Origin of the sequence: Dyadobacter flavalbus, assembly GCF_006149045.1 — a bacterium.
GTDB classification, from domain to species: Bacteria; Bacteroidota; Bacteroidia; order Cytophagales; family Spirosomataceae; genus Dyadobacter; species Dyadobacter flavalbus.
In genome coordinates, this window is record NZ_VBSN01000069.1 from 273,946 (window position 1) to 299,584 (window position 25,639).

Consider the following 25,639-nt stretch of genomic DNA (forward strand, 5'->3'; position numbering starts at 1 on the left):
GGCGTAACGGCTCATTTTCTTTTACGCTCAAAGCGTGTTACTTTTGCGGTAAATTACCACGAACTATATCTTAAGTATAAATCAATTATGCTCTCTATTAATGAATTACGTGCCTCAATTGAAGGTAAGGAAATATTAAAAGGCATTAATCTGGAAATCAAGCCGGGTGAAGTGCACGCAATTATGGGTCCCAACGGTTCAGGAAAAAGCACACTGGCTTCGGTTCTGGCGGGAAGAGAGGAGTATGAGGTAACAGGTGGAACGGTGGTTTTTGACGGAAAAGAAATTCTGGATATGGCTCCTGAAGACCGGGCTGCAGAAGGAATTTTCCTTGCATTTCAGTATCCTGTTGAAATTCCGGGCGTTACAACCATTAATTTCCTGAAAACGGCAGTGAACGAAATCCGTAAATATAAAGGTGAAAGCCCGCTGGATGCTGCGCAGTTCCTGAAAATGGTCCGTGAAAAGGCCAAGCTTGTCAGCATGAACGATTCGCTTCTGAAACGTGCGCTGAACGAAGGTTTTTCAGGCGGGGAGAAAAAAAGAAATGAAATTTTTCAGATGGCGGTTCTGGAACCAAAGCTGGCCATTCTGGATGAAACGGATTCCGGACTGGACATTGATGCGCTCCGTATTGTGGCCGAAGGTGTGAATTCACTGCGTTCTCCGGATCGTTCTGCCATTGTTGTAACGCATTATCAGCGTCTGCTGGATTATATTGTGCCGGATTACGTCCATGTACTTTACAAAGGAAGGATCGTGAAATCCGGAACGAAGGAACTGGCCTTTGAGCTGGAAGAAAAAGGGTACGACTGGATCAAGGCGGAAGTTGAAGCCATTGGTTAAGAAATCATGTTGCAGGCTTTCCTGAACAGGTTTCCTGATACTAAATATTATTACCTCAATGAGTAACGAAACAATCGATTTAAAGACAAGGCTGGTTACTGATTTTTATGCCCGTGAGTCGGTAATGAACGGAGAAGCTTCTTCTGCTTTTCATCAGAAAAAGCGCGCTGCTCTGGCCGAGTTTGACAAGCTGGGCTTCCCGACAACCAGAAATGAAGAATGGAAATACAGTAATGTAAAAGACCTGACCAGCGTTTTATACAACTTCAACGCGGACAGTTCAATTACGTCGGCTGATCTGGAAGATCTTAAAATCCCTTCGCAGGAAGCCAATATATTATACTTTATAAATGGCCATTACAATGCAGCGTTGTCTGTATTTGTATCTGCCTCCAGCCAGATTATCATAGATTCGCTGCAGGAAGCTTACAAAAAGGATCCTGTTCTTATCAATACTTATTTTAATGAGCTGGTAAAAGATGAAAATGACGCGTTTACTGCTTTAAATACAGCTTTTGCGCAAGACGGCGTTTTCATCCACATTCCTGATAACCAGACTGTAGAACATCCGGTTATTCTTCGTTTTATCAGTGACGCAAGGGTTCAGAATGTAGGAAGCCAGCCGCGGAACATTATTGCAGTAGGCCGTAATGCTCATGTAAAACTGGCAGAAGCATACAGAACGCTTGGAAATGAACGCTCATTTACCAATACGGTTACCGAAATTTTTGTCAGTGAAGATGCCGGCGTTGAATATTACAAAGTTCAGAATGAAAGTGAAAACGCTTATCATATCGGGACTACAAAAGTGAAAATGCTGGACCGATCGCAGTTTTATTCCGGAACGGTTACACTGAACGGCCGCTTTACCCGCAATAACCTGAACATTATTCTGGACGGGGAACGCTGCGAGGCACATATGTACGGTTTGTATTTCCCGGACGGAGTCCAGCATGTGGATAACCACACGGTTGCAGATCACAGAAAGCCCAATTCCGAAAGTAATGAGCTGTACAAAGGAATTCTGAGAGACCGGTCGAAAGGCGTTTTTAACGGAAAGATTTTTGTTCGTCCGGATGCGCAGAAAACCAATGCTTTCCAGTCCTGCAAAAATATCGTGCTGTCCACAGACGCGACCATGAACACGAAGCCGCAGCTGGAAATATTTGCAGACGATGTAAAATGTTCGCACGGAACAACAACCGGCCAGATTGACGAAGAAGCATTGTTTTACATGCGTTCACGCGGAATTTCCCAGTCGGAAGCGATGGCGCTTTTGATGTTTGCCTTCTGCGCGGATGTAATTTCACAGATCCGGATTGACTCCGTCCGTGAATACCTTGAAGGTGTTATTGCAGAAAAACTGGCGTCAAAATAATATATGCCGGCGAATGCGTGCCGGAAGATTTTTATTGTAACCCAACCTTTGATTTTTCCGGGTTGGGTTTTTTTCTAAAACAGAATTCAAATGAGCAATAATCTTGATATAACCGCGATCCGGAATGATTTTCCGATTCTGGACGAAATCGTTAACGGAAAACAGCTCGTGTATTTTGACAATGCAGCCACTACACAAAAGCCAAAAATTGTACTGGACGCAATCTCAGGATATTACGAACACTATAATGCCAATATTCACCGCGGGATTCATCAGCTTGCTGAAAAAGCAACTGCCGCATTCGAAGATTCCAGAAAGCGGCTGCAGCAATTTCTGAATGCGCCTTCTTTTGAAGAAATTATCTTTACTTACGGAACAACGGACGGCATCAACCTTGTGGCGCAGACTTACGGACGCAAGTTCCTGAAAGAAGGCGATGAAGTCATTATTTCCGCTATGGAGCATCATTCCAATATTGTTCCGTGGCAAATGCTCTGCGAGGAAAAAGGATGCATCCTGAAAGTAATCCCGATCAATGATGACGGTGAATTGCTGATGGACGAATATGAGGCGCTCCTGACGGAACGGACCAAGTTCGTTTCTGTTGTGCATGTTTCCAACTCTTTGGGAACGATAAATCCCGTAAAGGAAATAATCCGCAAGGCACATGAAGTGGGTGCCAAAGTGCTGCTGGACGGCGCGCAGGCCAGCTCGCATCTTTCCATTGATGTTCAGGATCTAGATTGTGATTTTTATTCGCTTTCGCTGCACAAGATTTACGGCCCGACCGGAATGGGTATTTTGTTTGGTAAAAAAGAATTGCTGAACGCCATGCCTCCGTACCGCGGAGGCGGTGAAATGATCAAGGAAGTTACCTTTGAAAAAACCACTTATAACGAGCTTCCTTACAAGTTTGAAGCCGGAACGCCCAATATTGCAGACGTCATTGCAGCCAAGTACGCGCTGGATTATGTGGACACTTTGGGTAAACCGAACATTGCTGCTTACGAAAACAGTCTGCTGGAATATGCGACACAGGCGGTAAAGGAAATAGAAGGATTAAAGATCATCGGCAAGGCAAAAGAGAAGGTAAGCGTGCTTTCGTTTGTGATCGACGGCATTCATCATCAGGATATTGGCGTGTTGCTGGACCAGCAGGGAATTGCCGTCCGGACGGGACATCACTGCACGCAGCCTTTGATGCGGCGTTTCAATATTACAGGAACCTCTCGGGCCTCGTTTGCTGTTTATAACACGACAGCGGAAATTGACCGTTTGATTCAGGGCTTGCATAAAGTGAAAAAAATGCTCGGGTAAAAACTGAATTTCAATCAAACAACTATATACACATTGATGAGCAACACAGTAGAAGAAGCCCGGCGCTATGTAAACAATGCCAAGGAAATTTTAAGTGAAAAAGCAAGGAAAGAAGACGGGTATTATCAGGATACCAAATATGTAAAACTGGCCGGACATGCGGCCTATACCGGCGTTCTTGTTGCGCTGGACGGTTTGTTCGGTAAAAAAGGAAAAGGCAGAAAGGATGTGGACTGGTACAAGGAACGGTTAAGCACAATGGATAAAAAGCTGCTTTACACTTTTGTTGCCGCTTATGATACTTTGCATCTTTCGATGAGTTACGACGGAAATCCCGCTGCGGAAATAGCAGTTGCAGGATTAAAAATGGCCGAATCCATTATTGCGTGGGTAGAAACGCGTTCGGCAACGGCATAAATATTTTTCAGACAATGACTATAAACGAGACACAGGACGAACTAATTTCAGATTTTGAATTGTTTGATGATTGGGAAAGCAAATACGAGTACATTATTGATCTCGGAAAGCAGTTCCCACCGCTTCAGGAACAGTTCAAGACTGAAGAAAATATAATAAAAGGCTGTCAGTCAAAAGTTTGGCTGAATGCTTATATGGACGGCGATCTTTTAAAGTTTGAAGCGGACAGCGATGCCATTATCGTGCGCGGTCTGGTCAGTATGCTGGTGAAGGTTTTATCAGGACATACGCCGGAAGAAATTGCCAGTGCAGATCTGTACTTTATGGAAAAAATAGGTTTGCACCAGCATCTTGCGCAGACGAGGTCCAACGGCTTGCTGTCCATGCTGAAACAAATGAAAGCTTATGGTTTTGCTTATCAGGGAAGAACGGTAAATTCGGAAAATTAAGATCAAGGTTTTTTCTTCATCCCATTTAAATTTAGTAAAAAGATGTCTGAATCAGAATTAAAGGAAGAAGTAGTTAAAGCGATCAAAACCATTTATGACCCGGAAATTCCGGTGGACGTTTATGAGCTTGGACTGATATACGACCTGAAAATATTTCCAGTAAACAATGTGTATGTTTCCATGACGCTGACTTCGCCTTCGTGCCCTTCGGCCGGAACATTGCCCGGGGAAGTGGAACAGAAAATCAGGGAAGTAGAAGGTGTGAACGACGTGAGTCTGGAACTGACTTTCGATCCGCCATACAGCACGGAAATGATGTCTGAGGAAGCCAAGCTTGAACTTGGATTTATGTAGGCAAAATTGCCTGCAATTTTATAAAAGATTTAATTTAAACTTAAACATTAAAGAATATGTACCCACCGCAATTAGTGGCTCCGATGAAAGCCGAACTGGTGAACGCCGGTTTTCAGGATCTGACAAGTGCCGAAGAAGTTGATAACTTCATGCAGAATACAAAAGGAACTGCTTTGGTTGTAATTAACTCAGTATGTGGCTGTGCAGCTGGCGCGGCCCGTCCGGGCGTAAGAGCGGCATTGTCACGCAGTGAAATCAAGCCGGATCATCTGGCAACGGTTTTTGCCGGTGCAGATGTGGAAGCGACTGCAAAAATGCGCGAATATACTTTGCCTTATCCTCCGTCGTCACCAGCCGTTGCGCTGTTCAAAGACGGTGAACTGATCCATTTTGTAGAGCGCCATCATATTGAAGGCCGTTCGGCAGAAATGATCGCTCAACATCTGCAAATGGCTTTTGAGGAATTCTGCACAGAAGAGGCATAATTCTGTCAAACATACTAAAATGCGGCTACTTTCGATTAAATTTGAGAGTAGCCGTATTTTTTAATAACCTTTTTGAATTTCATTTTTATGCGCGGACACCGTTTTTTAAAATATACGCCACCCGAGCAAGGCGCAAACAGCAAGTTTAATCAGCTGTTCGATATTTTTCAGCAATTGCTGTTAATGACTTCTGGCGACGTCAGCGAGGCCATGTCGTGGCTGAGCGAACTGGACAGACAATATACTTTGACCAATGATTCCTACGGCATCGGTGATTTTTTTGATGACCTGAAGAAAAAAGGATATATAACCGAAGAAAAGCAGGATGGCGAAAGCCGGATTGTGATGACGCCAAAATCGGAAAAAAGCATCCGGAAAAGTGCTCTGGATGAAATTTTCGGTAAACTGAAACGCTCCAAATCAGGCGGAAACCATCACACGCCGCATATGGGTACAGGCGACGAACTGAGCAGCGACATTCGACAGTTTCAGTTCGGAGATACGCTCGACCAGATTTCCATGACGGAATCCATCAAAAATGCGCAGGTTAATCATGGAATCGGTGATTTTATGCTGATGGAAAATGATCTGGAAGTGGTGGAACGCGAGCAGAAAACCACAACGGCAACGGTCGTCATGATCGATATCAGTCATTCCATGATTTTGTATGGTGAAGACCGCATTACGCCCGCTAAGAAAGTCGCGCTTGCTTTGGCGGAACTGATCCGGACAAAGTATCCGAAAGATTCGCTTGACATTATTGTATTTGGCAATGACGCATGGCAAATCCAGCTCAAAGATCTTCCGTACCTTGAAGTTGGGCCGTACCATACAAATACAGTTGCCGGTCTGGAACTGGCCATGGATATTCTGCGCCGTAAAAAGACGCGTAACAAGCAGATTTTCATGATCACAGACGGAAAACCGACTTGCCTGAAAGAAGGAATAAAGTATTATAAAAACAGTTTCGGTCTGGATCGCAAAATCATCAGCAAAACCCTTACACTTGCAGCACAATGCCGCAGGCTGGATATTCCGGTTACTACGTTCATGATTGCGACCGATCCGTACCTGAAACAGTTTGTACAGAATTTCACACAAGTCAATAACGGGCGTGCTTATTACAGCAATCTGCAGGGACTTGGCGGTTTTGTACTGGAAGATTTCCAGCGCAACCGTAGAAAGAATGTGAAGTAAAACGAGCCATTACTACTTTTTGCCAATAGAAATCATATTGGCAAAAAGCCGGTAAGCGCCCGTAACACCGGCTGGAAGTTCACGGAAAAAGGACAAACCTGTGTAAATGAAATGTCCTTTTCCATAGGGTGCGTAAAGTACACTTCCTTCTTTCGGCGTTTCATCCTGATCATTGCTGGAAAACAATGCCTGATAATGGGTTTTGTCCCAATCCTGCGCAAAATACAACCCGCGTTCCTGAATCCAGCCCTGAAAATCCTGCTGCGTAATTTTGTTCGGGTAATTCATCAAGGGATGTTCCGGCATTAAAAACCGGACTTCAGCATCTTCTTCGGCCACTCTGTCGCGGCCCATCGTGATCGGAAACGGCCCGATCTGCTTTACTTTCTGGTCATTTGGAATGGTGTACTGAACGAGCATTGTTCCGCCGTTTTTGACATATTCCATCAGTTTTTCCTGATAATTGGAGAGCCGGTTTTCCGTATTGTAAGCTCTTACGCCCACAACAATTGCCTCGTATCCGCTCAGGTCACCGGCCAGCGCGGCATCATTCAGCATGGTAACCTGACAATTCATCTGACGCAAGGCAGTAGGGACTTCGTCACCGGCACCGGCGATATAGCCGATATTTTTAACCGTTGTTTTTACATCAATGCGTGCCAGTTTTGCTTCTGATGAAGGAAAAATAGTCTGTGTCGGAATGTGCCTGTAAGCTATTGTCTTCAGAGATTTGTCATATACTTTTCCGTTTACAGTTGCCGTTGCTTTGAAAACAACTTCCTGATTAACAGCAGGCGGCGTAATGCGGAATGAAAAATACTGATCATGATATTTATCGGCAATGCTGAACTTTTGTGATACCGGTTCGGATTTCCAGCCTTCGGGAAGTTCCGGCTTTACAATTCCTTCAACACCTTTTCTTTGTGCCTGAACCAGAACCGTAACGGTTTTGGATTCGGCAGATGGAAAAATAAAAACCGGTTCTGTAATGGTAGTCGTAACCGGCGGCCTGATTTCAAACGGCTGATAAATTTCTCCTTCCGCAGGATCAGTAAATTTGTAAATCCACGGCCTTGCAACCGTAAAGGTCTGACCTCCGATCTCGAAATTGTAACGCGTAAAAGTTTCCGCCCGGTTTTCAGGAAAACCGATATCCTGTTGTTTGTCAATCTGGAACAAGCCTCTGTTAATGGGTTTTTCGAGCCAGTACGGCTGCGTAATTTTCAGGTTTTCAGGCAACAGGATTTTTTTTGAAATGGCGTTGAAATCATTGTTCCCCAAAGTAATATTTACAAGACTGTCTTTGTTTGCACCCGTCCATTCCAATGACACCAACTTGACTGGAAAGTCTGTACGTTTGGTAACCGAAATCCGGATATTCATTGAATCGCCGGCCACGCCCGAAAAATCATTCGGGTTGGTCTCGAACCAAAGTCCGGCACATTGCAGAATCAAATCTTTGACTTCTTCCTTTTTTGCTTTGACATAAATATCCGCAGAGTCCAGCCGGTTCAGTTCTGCATTGATTTTCAAAAGGTTGTTAATAGAAGCAGAAGGATTGTTGACCGAAAAACTTTTGATGGATTCATTGATCAGTGCCTGGACTTTGGCGCTGTTTTTGATTCTTTTCCAGGAAATATCAACGCCGTCAAACAAACTGGTTTTTGCCGGGTCGCCTGCTTTATGCAGAAAATAATCAATTCTTTCTCCGCGTGCCGGCGAACTTCCGAATCCCTGACTTTTATGCTGGCTCCGGCTTAATGCTGCAATTTCTGTGTAGGATTTGCCAAGTACCGGATTGAAGCCGCCGATTTCAATGGATATAAAAGGCTTTTTTTCCTCTTCCGGTTTTTTGTTCGTAAATCCGGGTGTATAGGTGTTCCATACCAAACGCTTTGGCTGCCAGGTTTTTACAAATCCAAGTTGATCAGGATATGCATTCGGGTCTGCGGCAAGGCTGAAACCTTTTTCTGCAAGATAGGCGGAAGTCTGATGATGGCCGTGGCCTGCGCGCGGGTCCGGCGGAAAGCGTGTAATGATAACATCGGGCTGAAATTTTCGGATCATCCAGACTACGTCGCCCAGTACTTTGTCCTGATCCCAGAAATTCAGCGTTTCATCGCGCGTTTTAGAAAAACCAAAATCATAGGCTCTTGAAAAAAACTGTTGCGCGCCGTCAATCCGGCGTGCGCCGAGCAATTCCTGTGTACGGATAACGCCGATGTTATAACCCTGTTCCGACCCGATCAGATTCTGTCCGCCGTCACCGCGCGTAAGCGATAAATAGCCCGTTCTGACCAGCTGATCTTTTGATAAATAGGAAAGCATCAGCGTATTTTCATCGTCCGGATGCGCGGCGATGTAAAGAACCGAACCCAGCACATTCAGTTTTTTAAGGTTCAGGAATATTTCGCCAGAAGATAAAGCGGGAACTTGTGCAGAAACTTTTAATGAAAACAGTAACAGGAATGCAGCTAGAAATTTATTCATTGGTCAGGAAATTAAAGCATTGGTTTTGGCCGGCAAAAAAATCAGATTGTCCAGGAAAGAACGTAATCGTCGAACGTGTCGTAAGCGATATGGACTGTATTTAATTCCGGTTTTAAAACAGAAACCTCAATTTTGCCTTTTTGGTTGCCGTCAAACCGGTTTGTAATAATATGTTTTTTCAGATCAAGGTCCGGATCTCCGGCAAATTTGAATGCAGATTCCTTTGCAGACCAAATGATATGCAGCAATAAGTTGTTTTCAACATCAACCCAATCCATTTCCGCTTCATTCAGAAAGTAATCTGCGCCTTTGGAAATGGAAGGTTTGAGTTTTTGGATATCAATTCCTGTTTCTTTGGTTTCACTCAGATAAACGCAGGCATATTCGCCTGAATGCGACATGGAAATATGCTGCTTGCTGCCGGCCATATGCGGTTTTCGATTGTGATCGTAGGTTATTTCCGGATCAACGGACGTTATATTTTTGATTAATATACGGCATGCAAGCCATTCCTGCCTGCGAACGTCCGTTTTTTTTTCAGACAGCAGTTTTTCATCAGCGGGAGTAAGCTGTAACTGTTCTTTCAATTCCTGCCACGGTTCAGTCATTTTCCATAATCCCAGAACGGTATTTTCAGAAAGCGTTTTTATGTAACAGATTCCCATTTATTATTAATTTTGGTTAAATATCAGCAATCAGTGTTTCAGAACCGGCACAGGATACGCGTGCTTTTCATGTATGTGGCCCAAAAATAAATTAGCAAAAAACATCCTCAAAACGGTTTCCATTCTGTTGCTGATCACCGGAATTCTTTTTGGTCTGTTCATCTGGCGAATCATTGTTCCTTCGCCAAAGATTGAAAGCAGCAAAACTACGGAAAGTTATAAACGCATTAAAGCAGGACCTGATCATTATGTGGTTGAAAACTGCTGGCTGAAAAAGAACAAATACGGAATCTGGGAAATGTACCTGGAAGGGTCGCCGTATGAAAGAGGACTTATTTACGGGATTCTTTCCAAAGAGCTGATGGAAAAACAGGAAGTGCATTTCATTGGCCAGATCAAGGAAATGATTCCGAATGCAATGTTTCTGCAGGTTCTGAAAGGTTTTGTCGGCTGGTTTAACCGCGATATTTACAAGTACATTCCAGAAGAAAATCAACAGGAAATCTACGGCATTTCCCAGTCTTTTTCCGACAAGTTCAATTACATTGCCCCTAAATATTACCGCATTCTGAATTATCATGCGGCGCACGACATCGGCCACGCGCTTACGGACCTGAATATGGTCGGATGTACGTCGTTTGCCGTTAATCACGGGTTTTCAGAAGATTCCACACTGCTCATTGCGCGAAATTTTGATTTTTATATGGGCGATGAATTTGCAGAGGACAAGCTGATTGTTTTTATGAAGCCGGATAAAGGCTACAAATTTGCGTCTTACGCGTGGGCCGGTTTGACGGGCGTTGTTTCCGGCATGAATGAAAAGGGAATTACCGTTACGCTGAATGCTTCCAAATCCGACATTCCGTATGCGGCAAAAGAACCGATTTCATTGCTGGCGAGGGAAATTCTGCAATATGCGGGTACGATTCAGGAAGCGGAAGAAATTGCAAGAAAGAGGGAAACATTCGTTTCCGAATCGCTGCTGATCGGCTCGGCTGCGGACGACAAAGCGGTCATTATTGAAAAGTCACCGCAGAAAATGGACGTTTATCAGTCAGGAAAAGATTATCTGGTCTGCGCCAATCATTATCAGGGCAATTCATTTATCCGCGATTCGGTCAATATCCATAACATTCGCGATACCGATTCAAAATCAAGGTTTGACAGGATGAACCAACTGCTTGAACGGACTTATCCGGTTGATATAAAAGATGCTGCGGAAATATTAAGAGATAAAAAAGGCGTAAATGACAAATTCCTGGGTTACGGAAATTCCAGTTCTTTAAATCAGCTGATCGCACATCACGGAATTCTGTTCAAACCAGAGAAAAAGGAAATGTGGATTTCTACGCCGCCGTTTCAGCTTGGCGAATTCATTTGTTACAATCTGGACAATGTTTTTTCGGGAAAAAGAAAGTTTGCTGCGGTCGATTCATTAACCATTCCAAAAGATTCATTTCTAGAAACAGCCGATTACAGAAAATTTGAGGATTTCAGGAAGACAAAACAGAAAATCAGCCGCTATGTCATGCTCGGCATACCGTTTGAACTTTCGCCTGCGGAAGAAAAAAAGTTTATCAACAACAATCCGGAAAGTTTTCTGACTTATTTGTTTTTGGGAGATTATTTCAGGAAAAACAAGGATAACAAAAAGGCAATTGCCTATTACGAGCAGTCTTTAAAACATAAAGTCGCTTCGCTGAATGAAGTAAAGGCTATAAAAGACCGGATTGAAGATTGCAGGAAAGAATAGCCGACATTTAAATTTTAATAAAACGCATACATTTCCTCCGCCATGAAGTTTGAGTTTTCAGCTGAAACGCAGCATCTGAAATTACAGCAATTGCTTGAATATGTTTCGACTCACTCTCCTTATTATCAAAAAATTATGGCGGAATGCGGAGTCAGTTACAAATCAATTAAATCGCCTGCTGACCTTGTTCAGTTGCCATTTACGACCAAAGACGATCTTGCGCGTTATAACGATGACTTCCTTTGTGTTCCCAAAAACAGGGTTGCCGATTTTGTAACAACTTCCGGCACTTTAAGCGATCCGGTCGCATTTTACCTGACCGATTCTGATATTGAGCGGCTTGCGGTTAACGAAGCGGAATCATTTCGCTGTGCGGGCGGAAGCAGTGAAGATATTTATCAGCTGATGACAACCATCGACCGGCGTTTCATGGCCGGACTCGCGTACTGGATGGGAGCCAGGAAAATAGGCGCGGGAATGATCCGTGTGGGGCCGGGCGCACCGTTTTTGCAATGGGAATCTATCCAGCGGTTTTCGCCGACCGTACTGATTGCCATTCCTTCCTTTATCCCGCGGCTGCTGGATTATGCGGAAGCCAATCAAATCGATTATCCATCTTCAAGCATCCGATCCATCATTTGCATCGGTGAGCCGATCCGCAATGCCGATTTCAGCTTTAACGAACTCGGAAAACGGATTACTTCACAATGGAACGTCAAGCTTTATTCCACGTATGCTTCCACCGAAATGGGCGCTGCATTTACGGAATGTGCCGAAGGTAAAGGCGGACATCTCAATCCGGATCTGCTTGTACTGGAAGTTGTGGACGATAACGGCCATGCTGTAAAAGAAGGAGAAACCGGCGAAGTGGTCGTAACAACGCTGGGCGTGGAAGGAATGCCGCTGCTGCGGTACAAAACCGGCGATCTTTGTCCGGTTTATTATGCGCCATGTGCATGCGGACGGCTAAGTCCGCGGCTCGGGCCTGTGGTCGGGCGCAAGCAGCAGATGATCAAGTTCAAAGGAACTACCATTTATCCGCCGGCCATTTTCGATGTGCTGGATATGGTCAAGGAAATAGAACTTTATCAGGTTGTTGTTTCCAGAAACGAGTACGGGAATGATGAGGTTACGATCCTTTTGCCTGCGCAGCTGCAAACGCCGGTTTTTCAGGAAATGCTGCATTCCTTGTTCCGTTCAAAGCTTCGCGTAACACCTTTGCTGCAGTTTGTTACCGCTCAAGAATTAAGCCTTCGGATTTACAAACAGGAGAAACGCAAACCTGAAAAATTGATCTATATTTGAAGCCTTAGTCATCATAAAAATAAAATATAAGCCATGAAAAAGTTTTTTTATGCATCCATGATCACCGTGGTTGTAACGGGCATGAATTGCTCTTTTGCCCAGCGAGTAGAACTGAAATCCGGAGACGTAAGCGTACTTGCGGGTCAGAAAACGGTCAACATTGAATACGATTATTCTGATTTCAGCGTAGGCAAATTCGCCACTGAAAAAGAGTACGTTGACAAGAAGTCGGCCGAGTATAACGAAAAAGAAGCGGGAAGAGGGGATAACTGGAAAAAGGCGTGGGTTGATGACCGCAAAAACAGGTTTGAGCCAAAATTTGAAGAACTGTTCAACAAAGGCATGGAAGATGCCGGCTTAAAAGCTGTGCAGGCAAGGCCGGACGCCACTTATACGTTGATCGTCCGTACCAAATCGGTAGAACCGGGATTTAACGTAGGCGTCATGCGTAAAAACGCGCATGTTGATTTTGAGATTGACCTTGTGGAATCGGCTAATAAATCGGTGAAAGTTGCAGAATTTTATTTGAAGAATGTGCCCGGCGGGCAATTTGGCGGTTTTGACTACGATACCGGCGTCCGCATTGCCGAATCTTATGCAAAAGCGGGCAAATCGCTTGCTGCATTTCTTGACAGAAAACTTTGATCTGAATAATAATATTAATTTCGCTGCTGTTACATTTGTTTAAGCTGTGGTTTGTTTGCTTTGAAGCTTACATTTCACAGCTTATTTTTTTAACTGATATCCAGAAAAATCGTGCGAATTGTCTTCCTGATCTTATCGGCTATGATTATCCTGTTTTCCGGCGGTTGCGGCGGTATGCTGAACAATGCTTCGGAAAGAGCCTTTAAAAAAGGTTTGAAAAGCCAGCCTTATGATGCGGTAATCATTCCGGGATTTCCTTACAGCGGCGACAAATGGGATATGATTCTTCAGATGCGGATTCACTGGGCTCATTATCTTTATACAAAAGGGTATACCAAAAACATTATTTTTTCCGGTGCAGCAGTGGCAACGCCGTATATTGAAAGCAAAGTAATGGCCGAATATGCGCATGCGCTCGGTGTTCCGAGAGAAAGGATTTTTACAGAACAGAAAGCCCAGCACAGTACCGAGAACGTTTATTATTCCTATCGTATGGCAAAAGGGCTCGGCTTTTCAAAAATTGCGCTGGCTACGGACCCGGTACAAACCACTTACATGCAAAAATTTATCAAACGGTACGAACTGCCTGTTGAAATGCTGCCGGTTATTGTAGATACGCTAAGAGTTTTGAATCTTTATGAACCGAAAACAAATACGGAAAACTGCAAACAGGAAAACTTTGTCAAACTGTCCGACAAGGAAAATTTCATCAAGCGGTTCAGAGGCACGATGGGTAAAAATATTGTCTGGTACGAAGAAGACCTCAAACAAAGCAAATTCAGAAGAAAATACAAGGACCGCATGATTCCTTCTGGCGCAGCTGGGCATTAAATGCCGGCGATTGCATTCAAGCAACAGGAGGCTTCTCCGAAGCCGGCGTAATAAAACCACTTCGCACACATTTTTCTACAAACAGGAGGCTCCTCCGGAGCGAAACCAAGTGCTATGAAATGGAACCTGTTTGTAGGCTCCTCCGGAGCCGGCGTAATCAAATTACCGCACACATTTTTCTACAAACAGGATGCTCCTTCGGAGCAAATCGAAGTGCTATGGAATAGCACCCTGTTTATAGAAGCAGCAGAATAAGGCAAAACAAAAAAGCCATGGAATGGCTTCCTAATCGTCTGATGCAAAGTCGGCTAACAGCTAATAGCCATCAGCTAACAGCTTGTTCATCAACTCATCAGTTCGTGCAGAATCATTTGCGCCGCAACCGGGATATTTGTTCCCGATCCGAAAATGCCTTTTACGCCGGCATTATATAGCAACTCGTAATCCTGTGCAGGAATTACGCCGCCCACAATCACCATAATATCTTCCCGCCCGATTTTTTTCAGTTCCTCGATCAGCTCAGGAATCAAGGTAACATGGCCGGCTGCAAGACTTGAAGCGCCCACCACATGCACATCATTTTCAGCGGCCTGCTTTGCAACTTCCTGCGGAGTCTGGAAAAGCGGGCCGATGTCCACGTCAAAGCCGAGGTCTGCAAAACTGGTTGCAATGACTTTTGCGCCGCGGTCATGTCCGTCCTGGCCCATTTTGGCGATCAGGATTCTTGGCCGGCGCCCTTCCGTTTCTGCGAATTCGTCCGATAGGGCAAGTGCTTTCCGGAACTCGTCCTGATCCGAAGATTCCTGCTGATATATTCCTGAAACTGCCCGTATGGCTGATTTATACCGTCCGAATTCCTTTACCATAGCATCCGAAATTTCTCCCAAAGTTGCTCTTTTCCTGGCTGCCTGAACGGCCAGCGCAAGCAAATTGCTGTTCATGTCTTTTCCGCCTTTTTCCCTGCATGCTGCAGTAACGGCTTCCAGCGCAGTTTTTACTTCTGAATTGCTTCTTTCTTTTTTAATTGAATTCAATCGTGCCGTTTGTGCCTGACGCACAGCAACGTTATCAATCTGAAGGATGTCAAGATATTCCTTTTCTTCCGTTTTGAATTTATTCACACCGACAATGATGTCTTTTACTGCGTCAATCCGGGCCTGTTTTCTGGTGGCGGCTTCTTCTATGCGCATCTTTGGCAGACCGGTTTCTATTGCTTTGGTCATGCCGCCGAGCTGTTCAATTTCCTCAATCAGCTGCCAGGCTTTTTCAATCAGCTGATTGGTCAGGTATTCCACATAATAAGAACCGCCCCACGGGTCCACCGCATGGCAAAGATCTGTTTCATGCTGAATAATCAGCTGCGTATTTCGGGCAATTCTTGCGGAGCGGTCGGTAGGAAGTGCAATGGCTTCGTCCATGGAATTGGTATGAAGTGACTGCGTATGGCCCATAACGGCCGCCATGGCTTCAACTGTCGTTCGCGTGATGTTGTTATATGGATCTTGTTCGGTCAGACTATAACCGCTTGTCTGGGAATGCGTTCTGAGCATCAGCGATTTTTCATTTTCCGGCTTAAACTGGCTTGCGATTTTTGACCATAAAAACCTTCCCGCACGCATTTTTGCAATTTCCATGAAAAGGTTCATGCCGATTCCCCAGAAAAAAGAAAGTCTGGGTGCAAAATCATCAATGGCTATGCCTGCGTTAATTCCCGTTCGGATGTATTCCAGTCCGTCTGCAAGCGTATAAGCCAGTTCGATATGCGCCGGCGCGCCCGCTTCATGCATGTGATATCCGCTGATGCTGATTGAGTTGAATTTCGGCATAAACTGCGAAGTATACGCAAATACGTCTCCGACAATACGCATGGATGCCGCCGGCGGATAGATGTACGTGTTTCGCACCATAAATTCTTTTAAAATGTCGTTCTGGATCGTGCCTGACAGCATTTCCGGTGTTATGCCCTGTTCTTCGGCAGCTACAATAAAAAAAGCCATAACCGGAATAACGGCTCCGTTCATAGTCATGGAAACAGACATTTCATTGAGTGGAATCTGATCAAACAGTATTTTCATATCTTCCACGGAATCAATGGCTACGCCCGCTTTGCCCACATCGCCGGTTACGCGCGGATGATCCGAATCGTAGCCGCGGTGCGTAGCAAGGTCAAAAGCAACGGAAAGTCCTTTCTGGCCGGCTGCAAGGTTCTTTTTGTAAAAGGCATTGGAATCCTCGGCAGTAGAAAAGCCTGCATATTGTCGTATGGTCCAGGGGCGTTCGAGGTACATGCTTGCGTACGGCCCGCGCAGGAATGGCGGCGTTCCTGCTCCGTAATGCAGATGGGCAAGACCGCTTGTGTCTTTTTTTGTATATATCATTTTAAGCCTGATTTCTTCTGCAGTAAGCCTGCTATTTTCCTGTATGTCGGTTTGCCGGGAAGCATCCGTTTGGTTTTTTGCAGGAATATTTTTGAAATCTGGCTTCATGACCGGATTAATTGTGACAAGTTTTTAGCTATCAAAAGTTGCAGACCGTTTCTGTTTTCCCTGGAAAATACTTTTTCTTCATTCCGGAAACTGCTGTCAGATTCCTGTTCTTCAAATTTGTTAACGCCGACCAGAATTTTACCCGTTCCAAAAGCTGCTGTGCTGCTATTTAATGATTTATCCAGTTCATCTTGTATAAACCCGTTTTCAAAGCAGCGTTCCAGTCCGCCTTTTTCTTCTGTTTCAAGAAACAATTCCCATGCCGCATCTGCCAGGCTGAGCGTCATGTTTTCCAGCAGATACGAGCCCGATGCCGGATCTGCAACCTGATTCAGCAGACTTTCATGCGCCAGAATATTGGAAACGTTGCGTGCAATACGGTCGGGAAACTCATTTAACTGTCCGGAACAAAAATCGAATGGCAGCGTTGTAAGCGCATCACAACCGCCCGTAACCGCACTCATGGCCTCTGAAGTAGCTCTGATGATGTTGTTATGCGTCGATTTCTCAGCATAATAAAAAGAAGAAGTCGTTGCATGAACAAACGCTCTGCATTGCTGATCCGGAACACGATAAGCTCGGCCGATCTTAAAGAAAAGATACCTCAATGCACGGAACTTGGCAATTTCAGTCAGATAATGTGTTCCTGCCGGGACCGAGAAATAAAGGTTTTCAAATACTTTTTGTGCGGAAACTCCGGCATCTGTTAAGTAGTCCAGATAGGTAACCGTTGAAGCAATCAGAAAGGCCAGTTCCTGCACCGGCGTTGCGCCGCTGTAATGAAAAACATGGCTTTCAATCATCAACGGACGGAAATCCTTTTTGCTACCGGCATTATTCAATATGGTCGCAACGGAATCGACGGAGCCGGCAAAGTGTGTTCCGGTACGCATCCAGTTTGCCAGCGGGTCAAAGGCAATGCCGCCTTTCCAATTCAACGCTGAGCTTTTATATATTTCCTTAATTAAAACTTCCGGGTATTCCGGCGTTTGAAAGAAAATGGTGTTTTCAGGATTTGAAAGAAAATGCTGCGATTCATCCATTTGCAATAAATCCGGCCAATCCATTTTCAGCAGAATTGCATCCGCACCCTGTTTCAGCGCATTTTCAGCGGAATATTTTACGGATTCAAAATCGGTGCCCTGTATCAAGGGCATGTTGAGCCAGCCGGGCGTTTGCTTCTGGCAAAGCTGAACTGTTTCGATGCGTTCATCCTTACAGTCTTCTTGTGTTGCATACGGTTCAAAATGAAGATCTGTTCCGATTTTCCATGTGTCCAGCTTGTCCGTATTTTCCTTCAGTTCTTTCCTGACCTGTTTTTCCCAGATTTCTCTGGAAGATACGCCGTCTTGTTCAGATAAACTGGTTTGTATTTTCATGGAACAGCATGGATTTGGCTCATCTTGTGGCTGAACAAAGCTACAAATTTGGCATTACATTTTATTATTGCAGCCGCTTCGTAACAGCATCTTACGCCGATTGCAGCATTTAGTTTCATTGTTTTTATTTATATGCTTGCAGATCGCGGCCTTTGATACTAAATTGAATTCTGGTTTAATCTGCAGAGATCAGGTATTTTTATATCTTTGCCGTCCTTTTACATTTTGACATTCTGAATTCGGCAAGTACACATTGGAAAGAGTTACCAAAAATAGAGAAGTTGACCAGATCTGGGATGCCTGCCTGCGTGTAATTCAGCAGCACATTCCCGAGCAAAGTTTTAAAACGTGGTTTGAACCTATACGGCCATTGAAACTTTACGGTAAAGTGCTCACTATTCAGGTTCCCAGCCAGTTCTTTTACGAATGGCTGGAAGATAACTATGTCAATCTGTTGAGGAAAGCGCTGGACTATGCCATTGGCCGTGACGGCTTGCTGGAATATTCCATTATAGTGGACAAAGGCAATGAAAAGCATCAGCCGCTTACGATGAATGTGTCCACACAGAAATCGCCGAACTTTACCAAACCGGATAATTTTGCAACGGACCCGCGTCTGGGCACAAATAACAAGGACAAAGACAAGGATCAGGATTCGATGAACCTGGATACTTATCTTAATCCCAACTATTCGTTCGATAACTTCATAGAAGGCGATTGCAACCGGCTGGCAAGATCGGCCGGTTTTGCCGTGGCGCAGCGCCCCGGACTTACTTCATTCAATCCGCTGATGATGTACGGCGGGGTAGGGCTTGGCAAAACGCATTTGGTGCAGGCCATCGGGAATTACATCATGAACCATTTTGACAATAAACTGGTGCTGTACGTTTCCTCGGAAAAATTTACAAACCAGTTTATCAATTCAATCCGGAACAATACGCTTCAGGACTTTACCGATTTTTACATGAAAGTGGATGTCCTGGCTATTGATGATGTGCAGTTTCTTTCAGGAAAAGAAAAAACGCAGGATACTTTCTTCCATATTTTCAACCATCTGCACCAGCTCGGCAAGCAGATCATTATGACCAGTGACCGGCCGCCGCGTGAACTGCAGGGATTGCAGGACCGGTTGTTGTCCCGTTTCAAATGGGGGCTTACTGCAGATCTTCAGACGCCAGATTTTGAGACGCGTATCGCCATTATCCAGAAAAAAATCCAGTCCGAAGGCATTTCCATCGATTATGATGTGATTGAATACATTGCGCACAGCGTCAATTCCAACGTACGGGAACTGGAAGGCGTTATTGTATCGCTCATGGCGCAGGCTTCGCTGACAAGAAGGGAAATTGACGTTGAACTTGCAAAGAATACATTGCGGAACATCGTAATGAATGAAGACAAGGAAGTGACGATTGATACCATCCAGGAAATCATAGCCGACTTTTTCCAGATTACGATTGCTGACCTGAAAAGCAAGAGCCGCAAGAAAGAAGTTGTTTATCCCCGCCAGCTGGCGATGTACCTTGCCAAGGAATACACCGATCTTCCGTTGAAATCAATCGGGTATCATTTTGGAGGCCGGGACCACAGTACAGTAATCCATTCCATACAGAGTGTCAACCTGTTAATGGATGAAACGCCTGATGTGGAGGAAACGCTGCAAAAACTTCGCAGTTACTTCAAGTAGAAAACGGAGTCTAAAAGGGGAAATGAATTGTTTCATCAAACCTTGGATTCAGCAAATGACCCCCGTTCTTGTTAACCGTTCCCAAATTTTCGATTTGATCTGGAATGATCATATCCGGCGTTCCAAGCAAGCCGTTGTCTACGCAAACAGTTTTTATCTGGATATTGTATGTAGTGGCTGGAAGGCGCTGGTTTGGCCGTCGGTATATGATTATACGATTGTAATGCCGTTGCCGATAAAGAAAAGGATCGGTATATCGGTTATTTCCCAGCCTCTTTTTTGTCAGTATCTCGGCTTGTTTTCCAGAAAGGAACTGACTGTTCCCGAAGTGGAAGCTTTTATGAAGGCCTTGTCCCAACATTATTCCTACATTTCAAGTTATTCCTTTAATCCGGAAAATTATGACCTGATGAAAACAATTTGCTCCCGTTTCGAAGAATTTGAATTTAAGGAGCAGAGCACGTACTGGCTCCGGCTGGGACAGCATTACAACAGGATTTATTACCAGTACACAACCGACCGGAAACTGAATCTGAAGCGCAGCAAAAAAAAGCAATGGACAATTCAGATGAGTGCAGATATAAAACCGCTCATCCGGATGTTCAAAGAAAATCATGCTTCCCGGATCCCGGGCGGGGTTAGCAGGAATGCTTATCGTAAACTGAACCTGCTTTTCAGGCTGTTGCCTTCCAGAAGTGAACTTTGGTATGCAGAAAAAGACGATAAGATCCATGCCGGCATTCTGCTGTTCAGGAACTACGGAAAAGCCATTTATATTTTCAATGCATCGGATAAGATCGGCCGGGCCGGAAATGCAAGGACCTATTTACTGGATTATTATTTTTACTTCAATGCCGGGCAACCGCTGATCTTTGATTTTGAAAGCCCGGATATAAGTACGGTTGCTTCTTTTTACGAAAGTTTCGGAAGTGAAAAAAAGCAGTATTTTACCATCAGGAAAAACCAACTGGCTTTTCCTTTCAGGCAAATTCAGGAATGGAGAAGAAACCGCATGCTCAAAACCAGGTGATTTCCTTACGCAGGCCCTTATATGATTTTATATCCATTTCCAGCGATCCGATCACCAGTTCCACTTCCGCTTTCAGCGGGATTTTGTTGGAGTCATCCGAAATCCAGAGACGCATCGGTGATTCTCCTTTAAAAAGCTTGTTGTGCGGAATGATCGGGTTGAGCCGGAGCACGCGCGTTTTTCCGAATCTGGTTTTGATCACGTCTTTGCCGGAATACCGGACCCTGAGCTTGTAAACTTCCCCGTCAAAAAAAGTGGGTACTTCAATCACTTCGCCTTCGGAAACCTTTTCAAAATTGATCGTACGCAGAAAGAAGTACCCGCTTATGATATCATGGATGTTATTGGGCACATTGAACGTTTTGGTTTCATCCTTTTCGCTGGCAATTGCCTGATCCTTGTTATGATTGAAAATAACCTTTTCATCTTTCCGGTATTTGTTTTCCTGAATCTGGCGTTCAAACATATGCGGCAAAATGGCGGAAGTGTCAATGTATGAACGCCATGTGTCTCTTACGCGTGAAATCAGGTCAAATGCTCCGACGGTTCGTCCCGTAGCATTTACCTTGAAGCAAGGCCTGTTGTTGACGACCGACACCGATTTGGCAATCTCAACCTTGGCTTCGGCCGCGTTGATAAAACCGTAATGGACCCGGTATTCAACCTTTTCACCGGTGCAAAAGCTTTTATTCGGTATGACGCGGTTCTGTTCGTATTGTTTAAAGGAAAAATAAATGAATAACGTTATGATGGCTAATATTAAGTGCGATCTGTTCATGCGGATCTTTTAATTACATAGAGGGATATTTTACTTTCAAATAGGCCAGATATTTTTTCAGGTCTCCACCAAACTTGCTCTTAAACTCCTTGCGAAAAATATCCTGTTTCGATTTATAAGTCTGATAACTTATAAAATAGGCGTTATTGGGCAATTTGCTGTCCGGAAGAGAATTTTTGTTTTTAAACGTACGCTTGCTGGAAAGAAGTGTATCTGCGTCGCTAAGTATATTCATAATGATTCTTTTTTTTAGTGTGTCTTTTTTCGGATCCGGCGAAAGGTCTTTGAACGTTTTGTAAAGGCTGTCCAGCTTGGCTATTCCCCGGAGCATATGGCCGGAATAAGCATCATTATATTCTTTCGAATATTCATACAATTTCAGTTCCTGTGAATTCTCACCGAATTTATACTTTAAAAACCGTATGGCGCCCTGATCTCCGATAAAACTGGCAAGATTCTCGTTCAGTTCCAGATCACTTTTAACAAAAAGTGTTCCATGCGTCAGTTCATGCAGAATAAGGTTGGCCAGACTGCCGTCTTTTCTTTTTAGCATGCTGGAAAGAATGGGATCTTTGAGATAACCCAGCGTAGACCAGGCTGAAACTTCGCCAATATCCGTATCCAGTCCTTTCTGAATCAGTTGCTGTTCTTCTGTTACGGCACGGGTGGAATCAAAAAAGCCTTTGTAAGGAAAAGTGCCCACAACCGGAAACCGCCATTTGTAAGGTTCAATTTTGTAGCGGGGCGAAGCTGTTATCAGCCATATCAGCGGCTTGCCGTGCTGATTATAAAATGTGGTGTAGTTTTTGGAGGGTTCAAGTCCCAGTGAATCCACGCCGAATTGCTTTATTTCCTGAATGAGCCGGATGCGTGCCTTAAGGGAATCCGGAAATGCAGGATTTTTCATCACATCTTCCACATCTTCTACATTCATCAGTATTCCGATCTGGCCGCTGGCCTGCATCCAGCCATAGCTGATCAGGTCTTTGTAATAGAATGCGGCAAGCAACAGGATGACAAGCAACCCAATAAATAATTTTTTAAGCACAGATCAGTATTGAAATGATTTTTATAAACGATAACGGAAATAATACAATTTCAGCGACAAAATATTTGAAAACAGATTCCAGTTTTGATAAAGCACAGCATGCATATCGTTTTAGTCGTACCTTTGGATACCAATTTCTCAATGTTCCTGCTAGTTAATCTGAATGAATATACGAACTCTTCGTAGCCTGAGTTTGGGCTATTTACTTTTGCCAAATTTAATTTTCTTTTATTTCTGGACAAATTTGGTCATTGCCGTCGTAGGTATTGTTCTGCTTTTATATCTTTTTACTACCGTTTTATTGCAAAACAATCCGGTTTCAGAAACGACACTGAATGCGAAAGACTTATTGCTGCTGACAATAGTGGCGCTCATCATCACCTTTATGTCGGGTATCAGCGGGCTTTCCTATCAGACTTTCGATTACTGGTGCCATAATACCAAATTTTACGAGCTCTTTAAGTACGACTGGCCGATCCGCATTCCATTGGACGGTCCGGTGATTTCCTATTACTATGGTTATTACGTCGTTCCTGCCATTTTTTCCAAACTGACGGGAAGCATCAGCGAGGCATTTATTTTCATCTGGACTTTCATTGGATTCTTTCTCGGGATTTCGTGGGTTTACGTGGTTCTTAACAGGAAAATGCTTTATGTACTGCTTGCTATGGCCATCGGCGATACGCCGCATGTGATCAAAACCGTTTTTTACAAAATAACCGGCCATTTGTACGAGTTCGGCGATTTCGGAATCGAATCCTGGTCCAATTTTGAAAATCTTCTTTGGGTACCTAATCAGGTCATTCCGACTTTGATTGTCGGCGGTATGTTTGTTTATATTCTCAAAAACAGGCTTCCGCTTGAAAACATTGTTTTTCCTGTCGCATTAACTTTCTGGTGGGCTGTATTTCCTGCATTTACGAGCGGATTGCTGGCCGGGCTGCTGATCGTACGCAAATGGCTTCTGGCCGGGTTCAGGCTGGACTGGAAACTGGTTATCAACTCGGTTATACTTCCGTTTACGGCTTGTCTGCCGGTACTGATATTCTTTCTTTCCCACGAAGAAGCACCGATTTCCGGTTTTATTTGGCAGTTTCCGGACAGTATGTCGAGCAGAGTCATTGAATACAGCATTAACATCGGTCTTAATCTGCTGATCTTTTATCTGGCATTCAGGTATTTCCGGAGTGAAAGACAAAGGGCACTTCCTTCCATTCCATTTTTTCTGATTCTGGCCTTTATCATGATCTTTCCGATTTACCGGATTGGCAAGGTGAATGATTTTCTGTTTCGTGGCTTGATGCCGTATCTGCTGATTGTGGGCATGTACCTTTTTTACCCGCTGGCTTCTGTTTCAGCTGCTACTGCCTGGCATATGATCCGCAAATCGGCTTACAGCATCCTGCTGTTTTTATTGCTGACGTCGTGCTGTCTGATTGCCGCAGGAAGATTTGTAAGATCCATGAAAGTCAACGTTGTTACGCAGCGGTTCATACCCGAAAAAACAGGTTTTCAGCCCATTCCGTACGATGCCTATGCCAATATTTACGAAGTCCTGAAAGACAAGTGGACGCAGCTGGAAGCCGATCAGTACCTGGGTAAAAGAGATTCATTCTACGAGTTGAAGATGGCTCCGGCTAAACCGTTGGATAATCAGGAATAACCGTTTGATAATTAACTACTTGTAAACTTTTACCAAGTATTATTTTTACTGAAAAAAGAGCTTAAATAATTATATTTTTAAAGGGTAAATACGTTGCTTTTCTAAGAGTAATTTGCTAAATTTACAATGTAAAAAGACCAATTAGCAGGCGGTTTTTGTGACGAAAAAGCCGCCTTTTTCATGTACAAACTAAATTTCTGTCACCATTTATGGCACAAGCAACCACAGATAAAGACAACAAACTAAAAGCGTTACAGACTACGCTCGAAAAACTGGATAAGGCTTACGGAAAAGGCACAGTAATGCGTCTTAGCGACACCAAAGTGCTTGATATTCCCGTAATATCCACAGGTTCATTAGGGCTAGATCTTGCTTTGGGTGTAGGCGGCGTACCGCGCGGACGTGTTGTTGAGATTTATGGGCCGGAATCATCCGGTAAAACTACTTTGTCAATGCACTGCATTGCCGAAGCACAAAGAAAAGGCGGCCTTGCGGCATTCATTGATGCAGAGCACGCTTTTGATCGGTCCTATGCCGAAAAACTGGGCATTGATACCAGCAACCTTCTGATTTCCCAGCCGGACAGCGGTGAACAGGCACTTGAAATTGCTGAACATCTGATCAGCAGCGGCGCTGTGGATATAATTGTTATTGACTCCGTTGCTGCGCTTGTACCCCGTGCAGAACTTGAAGGAGAAATGGGTGACAGCAAAATGGGTCTGCAGGCACGTCTGATGTCTCAGGCATTGCGTAAGCTGACCGGTGTGATTAATAAAACCGGATGCTGCTGTATTTTCATCAACCAGCTGCGTGAAAAAATCGGTGTGATGTTCGGTAACCCTGAGACTACAACCGGTGGAAACGCGCTTAAATATTATGCTTCCGTTCGTCTGGATATTCGCCGGGTTGGACAGATCAAGGAAAGTGCGGATGCGATTCTTGGTAACCGTACACGCGTTAAAGTTGTGAAAAATAAAGTAGCGCCGCCGTTTAAAGTTGTGGAATTCGATATCATGTACGGCGAAGGCATCTCCAAGGTTGGTGAAATTATTGACCTGGCTGTTGAGCTCGATATCGTTAAGAAATCCGGTTCATGGTTCAGTTATGACGGAAACCGTCTGGGACAGGGTCGGGACGCGGTAAAAGCGCTTATCAAAGACAATCCGGAATTGATGGACGAGCTTGAAGCGAAAGTCCGCGGAAAAGTTAACAACGACCCGGATTCATTGATTGATACCAGCGAGCCTAACATTCCTGACGAAGGTTCTCCGCTATAATATTTGCCTTATAAATAAAAATGCCCTGTTTATTGCACTGCCCCCAAAAAGTTAGACACTTCTTGGGGGCATTTTTTATGGGTAAAAACAGAAAATTCAGTGTAGAGTTCAGACTAACGATTGTAAATGCTTATCTGAACGGAGATAGTATTAAAGGAT

23 protein-coding genes are annotated in these 25,639 nt (G+C 44.2%); 17 read left to right on the plus strand and 6 right to left on the minus strand.

What is annotated here, in order from left to right:
• The first annotated feature begins 87 nt into the window (after positions 1-87).
• From sufC to FEM33_RS23045, 8 genes are all read left to right on the plus strand, one after another.
• Entirely contained in the window at positions 88-846 is a 759-nt protein-coding gene (gene sufC, locus FEM33_RS23010; protein WP_139014318.1) for a Fe-S cluster assembly ATPase SufC, read from the plus strand.
• A gap of 58 nt (positions 847-904) precedes the next feature.
• Positions 905-2,224: a Fe-S cluster assembly protein SufD gene (sufD, locus tag FEM33_RS23015; protein ID WP_139014319.1), complete on the plus strand. Its 1,320-nt coding sequence runs from the start codon at positions 905-907 to the stop codon at positions 2,222-2,224.
• Positions 2,225-2,314: 90 nt separating this feature from the next.
• Complete coding sequence (locus FEM33_RS23020; RefSeq protein WP_139014320.1) at positions 2,315-3,541, plus strand: cysteine desulfurase; 1,227 nt, start codon at positions 2,315-2,317, stop codon at positions 3,539-3,541.
• A 36-nt stretch (positions 3,542-3,577) separates the two neighbouring features.
• Entirely contained in the window at positions 3,578-3,958 is a 381-nt protein-coding gene (locus FEM33_RS23025; protein WP_139014321.1) for a DUF5618 family protein, read from the plus strand.
• 14 nt (positions 3,959-3,972) lie between these two features.
• Positions 3,973-4,407, plus strand: coding sequence for a SufE family protein (locus FEM33_RS23030; protein WP_139014347.1), 435 nt, complete (start codon positions 3,973-3,975; stop codon positions 4,405-4,407).
• A 42-nt stretch (positions 4,408-4,449) separates the two neighbouring features.
• Positions 4,450-4,761, plus strand: a complete 312-nt coding sequence (locus FEM33_RS23035; RefSeq protein ID WP_139014322.1) for an SUF system Fe-S cluster assembly protein — start codon at positions 4,450-4,452, stop codon at positions 4,759-4,761.
• A gap of 56 nt (positions 4,762-4,817) precedes the next feature.
• On the plus strand, positions 4,818-5,246 hold the full coding sequence (locus FEM33_RS23040) for a BrxA/BrxB family bacilliredoxin (protein ID WP_138281360.1): 429 nt from the start codon (positions 4,818-4,820) through the stop codon (positions 5,244-5,246).
• Between the two features lie 87 nt (positions 5,247-5,333).
• Positions 5,334-6,443 (plus strand): vWA domain-containing protein, encoded by a 1,110-nt coding sequence (locus FEM33_RS23045; protein ID WP_138281677.1) that lies wholly within the window; start codon positions 5,334-5,336, stop codon positions 6,441-6,443.
• Positions 6,444-6,455: 12 nt separating this feature from the next.
• Here the strand turns inward: FEM33_RS23045 and FEM33_RS23050 are convergent, their stop codons facing one another.
• Both FEM33_RS23050 and FEM33_RS23055 read right to left on the minus strand, forming a co-directional pair.
• Complete coding sequence (locus FEM33_RS23050) at positions 6,456-8,933, minus strand: PIG-L family deacetylase (protein WP_139014323.1); 2,478 nt, start codon at positions 8,931-8,933, stop codon at positions 6,456-6,458.
• Between the two features lie 41 nt (positions 8,934-8,974).
• Positions 8,975-9,598: a 4'-phosphopantetheinyl transferase family protein gene (locus tag FEM33_RS23055; protein ID WP_139014324.1), complete on the minus strand. Its 624-nt coding sequence runs from the start codon at positions 9,596-9,598 to the stop codon at positions 8,975-8,977.
• A 73-nt stretch (positions 9,599-9,671) separates the two neighbouring features.
• Here FEM33_RS23055 and FEM33_RS23060 point away from each other — a divergent pair, with 73 nt between their 5' ends.
• The 5 genes from FEM33_RS23060 (at position 9,672) to FEM33_RS26480 (ending at position 14,387) form a co-directional block, all read left to right on the plus strand.
• Positions 9,672-11,351: a C45 family autoproteolytic acyltransferase/hydrolase gene (locus FEM33_RS23060; protein ID WP_139014325.1), complete on the plus strand. Its 1,680-nt coding sequence runs from the start codon at positions 9,672-9,674 to the stop codon at positions 11,349-11,351.
• Between the two features lie 42 nt (positions 11,352-11,393).
• Positions 11,394-12,656 carry a flexirubin biosynthesis putative acyl-CoA ligase FlxY gene (flxY, locus tag FEM33_RS23065; protein ID WP_139014326.1) on the plus strand — a complete coding sequence of 421 codons (1,263 nt, stop codon included), beginning with the start codon at positions 11,394-11,396 and terminating at the stop codon, positions 12,654-12,656.
• Between the two features lie 33 nt (positions 12,657-12,689).
• Positions 12,690-13,301, plus strand: coding sequence for a hypothetical protein (locus FEM33_RS23070; protein WP_139014327.1), 612 nt, complete (start codon positions 12,690-12,692; stop codon positions 13,299-13,301).
• A gap of 111 nt (positions 13,302-13,412) precedes the next feature.
• The gene (locus FEM33_RS23075; protein ID WP_229214376.1) at positions 13,413-14,132 is read left to right on the plus strand and encodes a YdcF family protein; all 720 of its coding nucleotides are present in this window, start codon (positions 13,413-13,415) and stop codon (positions 14,130-14,132) included.
• A 114-nt stretch (positions 14,133-14,246) separates the two neighbouring features.
• A complete protein-coding gene (locus tag FEM33_RS26480; RefSeq protein WP_161597215.1) occupies positions 14,247-14,387 on the plus strand; it encodes a hypothetical protein in 141 nt (46 codons plus the stop codon).
• Between the two features lie 89 nt (positions 14,388-14,476).
• Here the strand turns inward: FEM33_RS26480 and scpA are convergent, their stop codons facing one another.
• Entirely contained in the window at positions 14,477-16,618 is a 2,142-nt protein-coding gene (gene scpA, locus FEM33_RS23080; RefSeq protein WP_139014328.1) for a methylmalonyl-CoA mutase, read from the minus strand.
• Positions 16,615-17,997, minus strand: a complete 1,383-nt coding sequence (locus FEM33_RS23085) for a methylmalonyl-CoA mutase family protein (RefSeq protein ID WP_139014329.1) — start codon at positions 17,995-17,997, stop codon at positions 16,615-16,617. The genes scpA and FEM33_RS23085 overlap by 4 nt, the downstream gene beginning before the upstream one ends.
• A gap of 253 nt (positions 17,998-18,250) precedes the next feature.
• Here FEM33_RS23085 and dnaA point away from each other — a divergent pair, with 253 nt between their 5' ends.
• Positions 18,251-19,684, plus strand: a complete 1,434-nt coding sequence (gene dnaA, locus FEM33_RS23090) for a chromosomal replication initiator protein DnaA (protein WP_138281368.1) — start codon at positions 18,251-18,253, stop codon at positions 19,682-19,684.
• 55 nt (positions 19,685-19,739) lie between these two features.
• Positions 19,740-20,714, plus strand: a complete 975-nt coding sequence (locus tag FEM33_RS23095; RefSeq protein ID WP_139014330.1) for a hypothetical protein — start codon at positions 19,740-19,742, stop codon at positions 20,712-20,714.
• Here FEM33_RS23095 and FEM33_RS23100 read toward each other — a convergent pair.
• A complete protein-coding gene (locus FEM33_RS23100; RefSeq protein ID WP_139014331.1) occupies positions 20,701-21,492 on the minus strand; it encodes a DUF3108 domain-containing protein in 792 nt (263 codons plus the stop codon). The genes FEM33_RS23095 and FEM33_RS23100 overlap by 14 nt on opposite strands.
• Positions 21,493-21,505: 13 nt before the next feature.
• Complete coding sequence (locus tag FEM33_RS23105; protein ID WP_201747830.1) at positions 21,506-22,540, minus strand: aminopeptidase; 1,035 nt, start codon at positions 22,538-22,540, stop codon at positions 21,506-21,508.
• Between the two features lie 163 nt (positions 22,541-22,703).
• On the opposite strand from FEM33_RS23105, the gene FEM33_RS23110 reads away from it, so the two are divergent.
• Positions 22,704-24,203 carry a hypothetical protein gene (locus FEM33_RS23110; protein WP_139014332.1) on the plus strand — a complete coding sequence of 500 codons (1,500 nt, stop codon included), beginning with the start codon at positions 22,704-22,706 and terminating at the stop codon, positions 24,201-24,203.
• A 209-nt stretch (positions 24,204-24,412) separates the two neighbouring features.
• Positions 24,413-25,480, plus strand: a complete 1,068-nt coding sequence (recA, locus tag FEM33_RS23115; protein ID WP_139014333.1) for a recombinase RecA — start codon at positions 24,413-24,415, stop codon at positions 25,478-25,480.
• Positions 25,481-25,639: the final 159 nt, after the last annotated feature.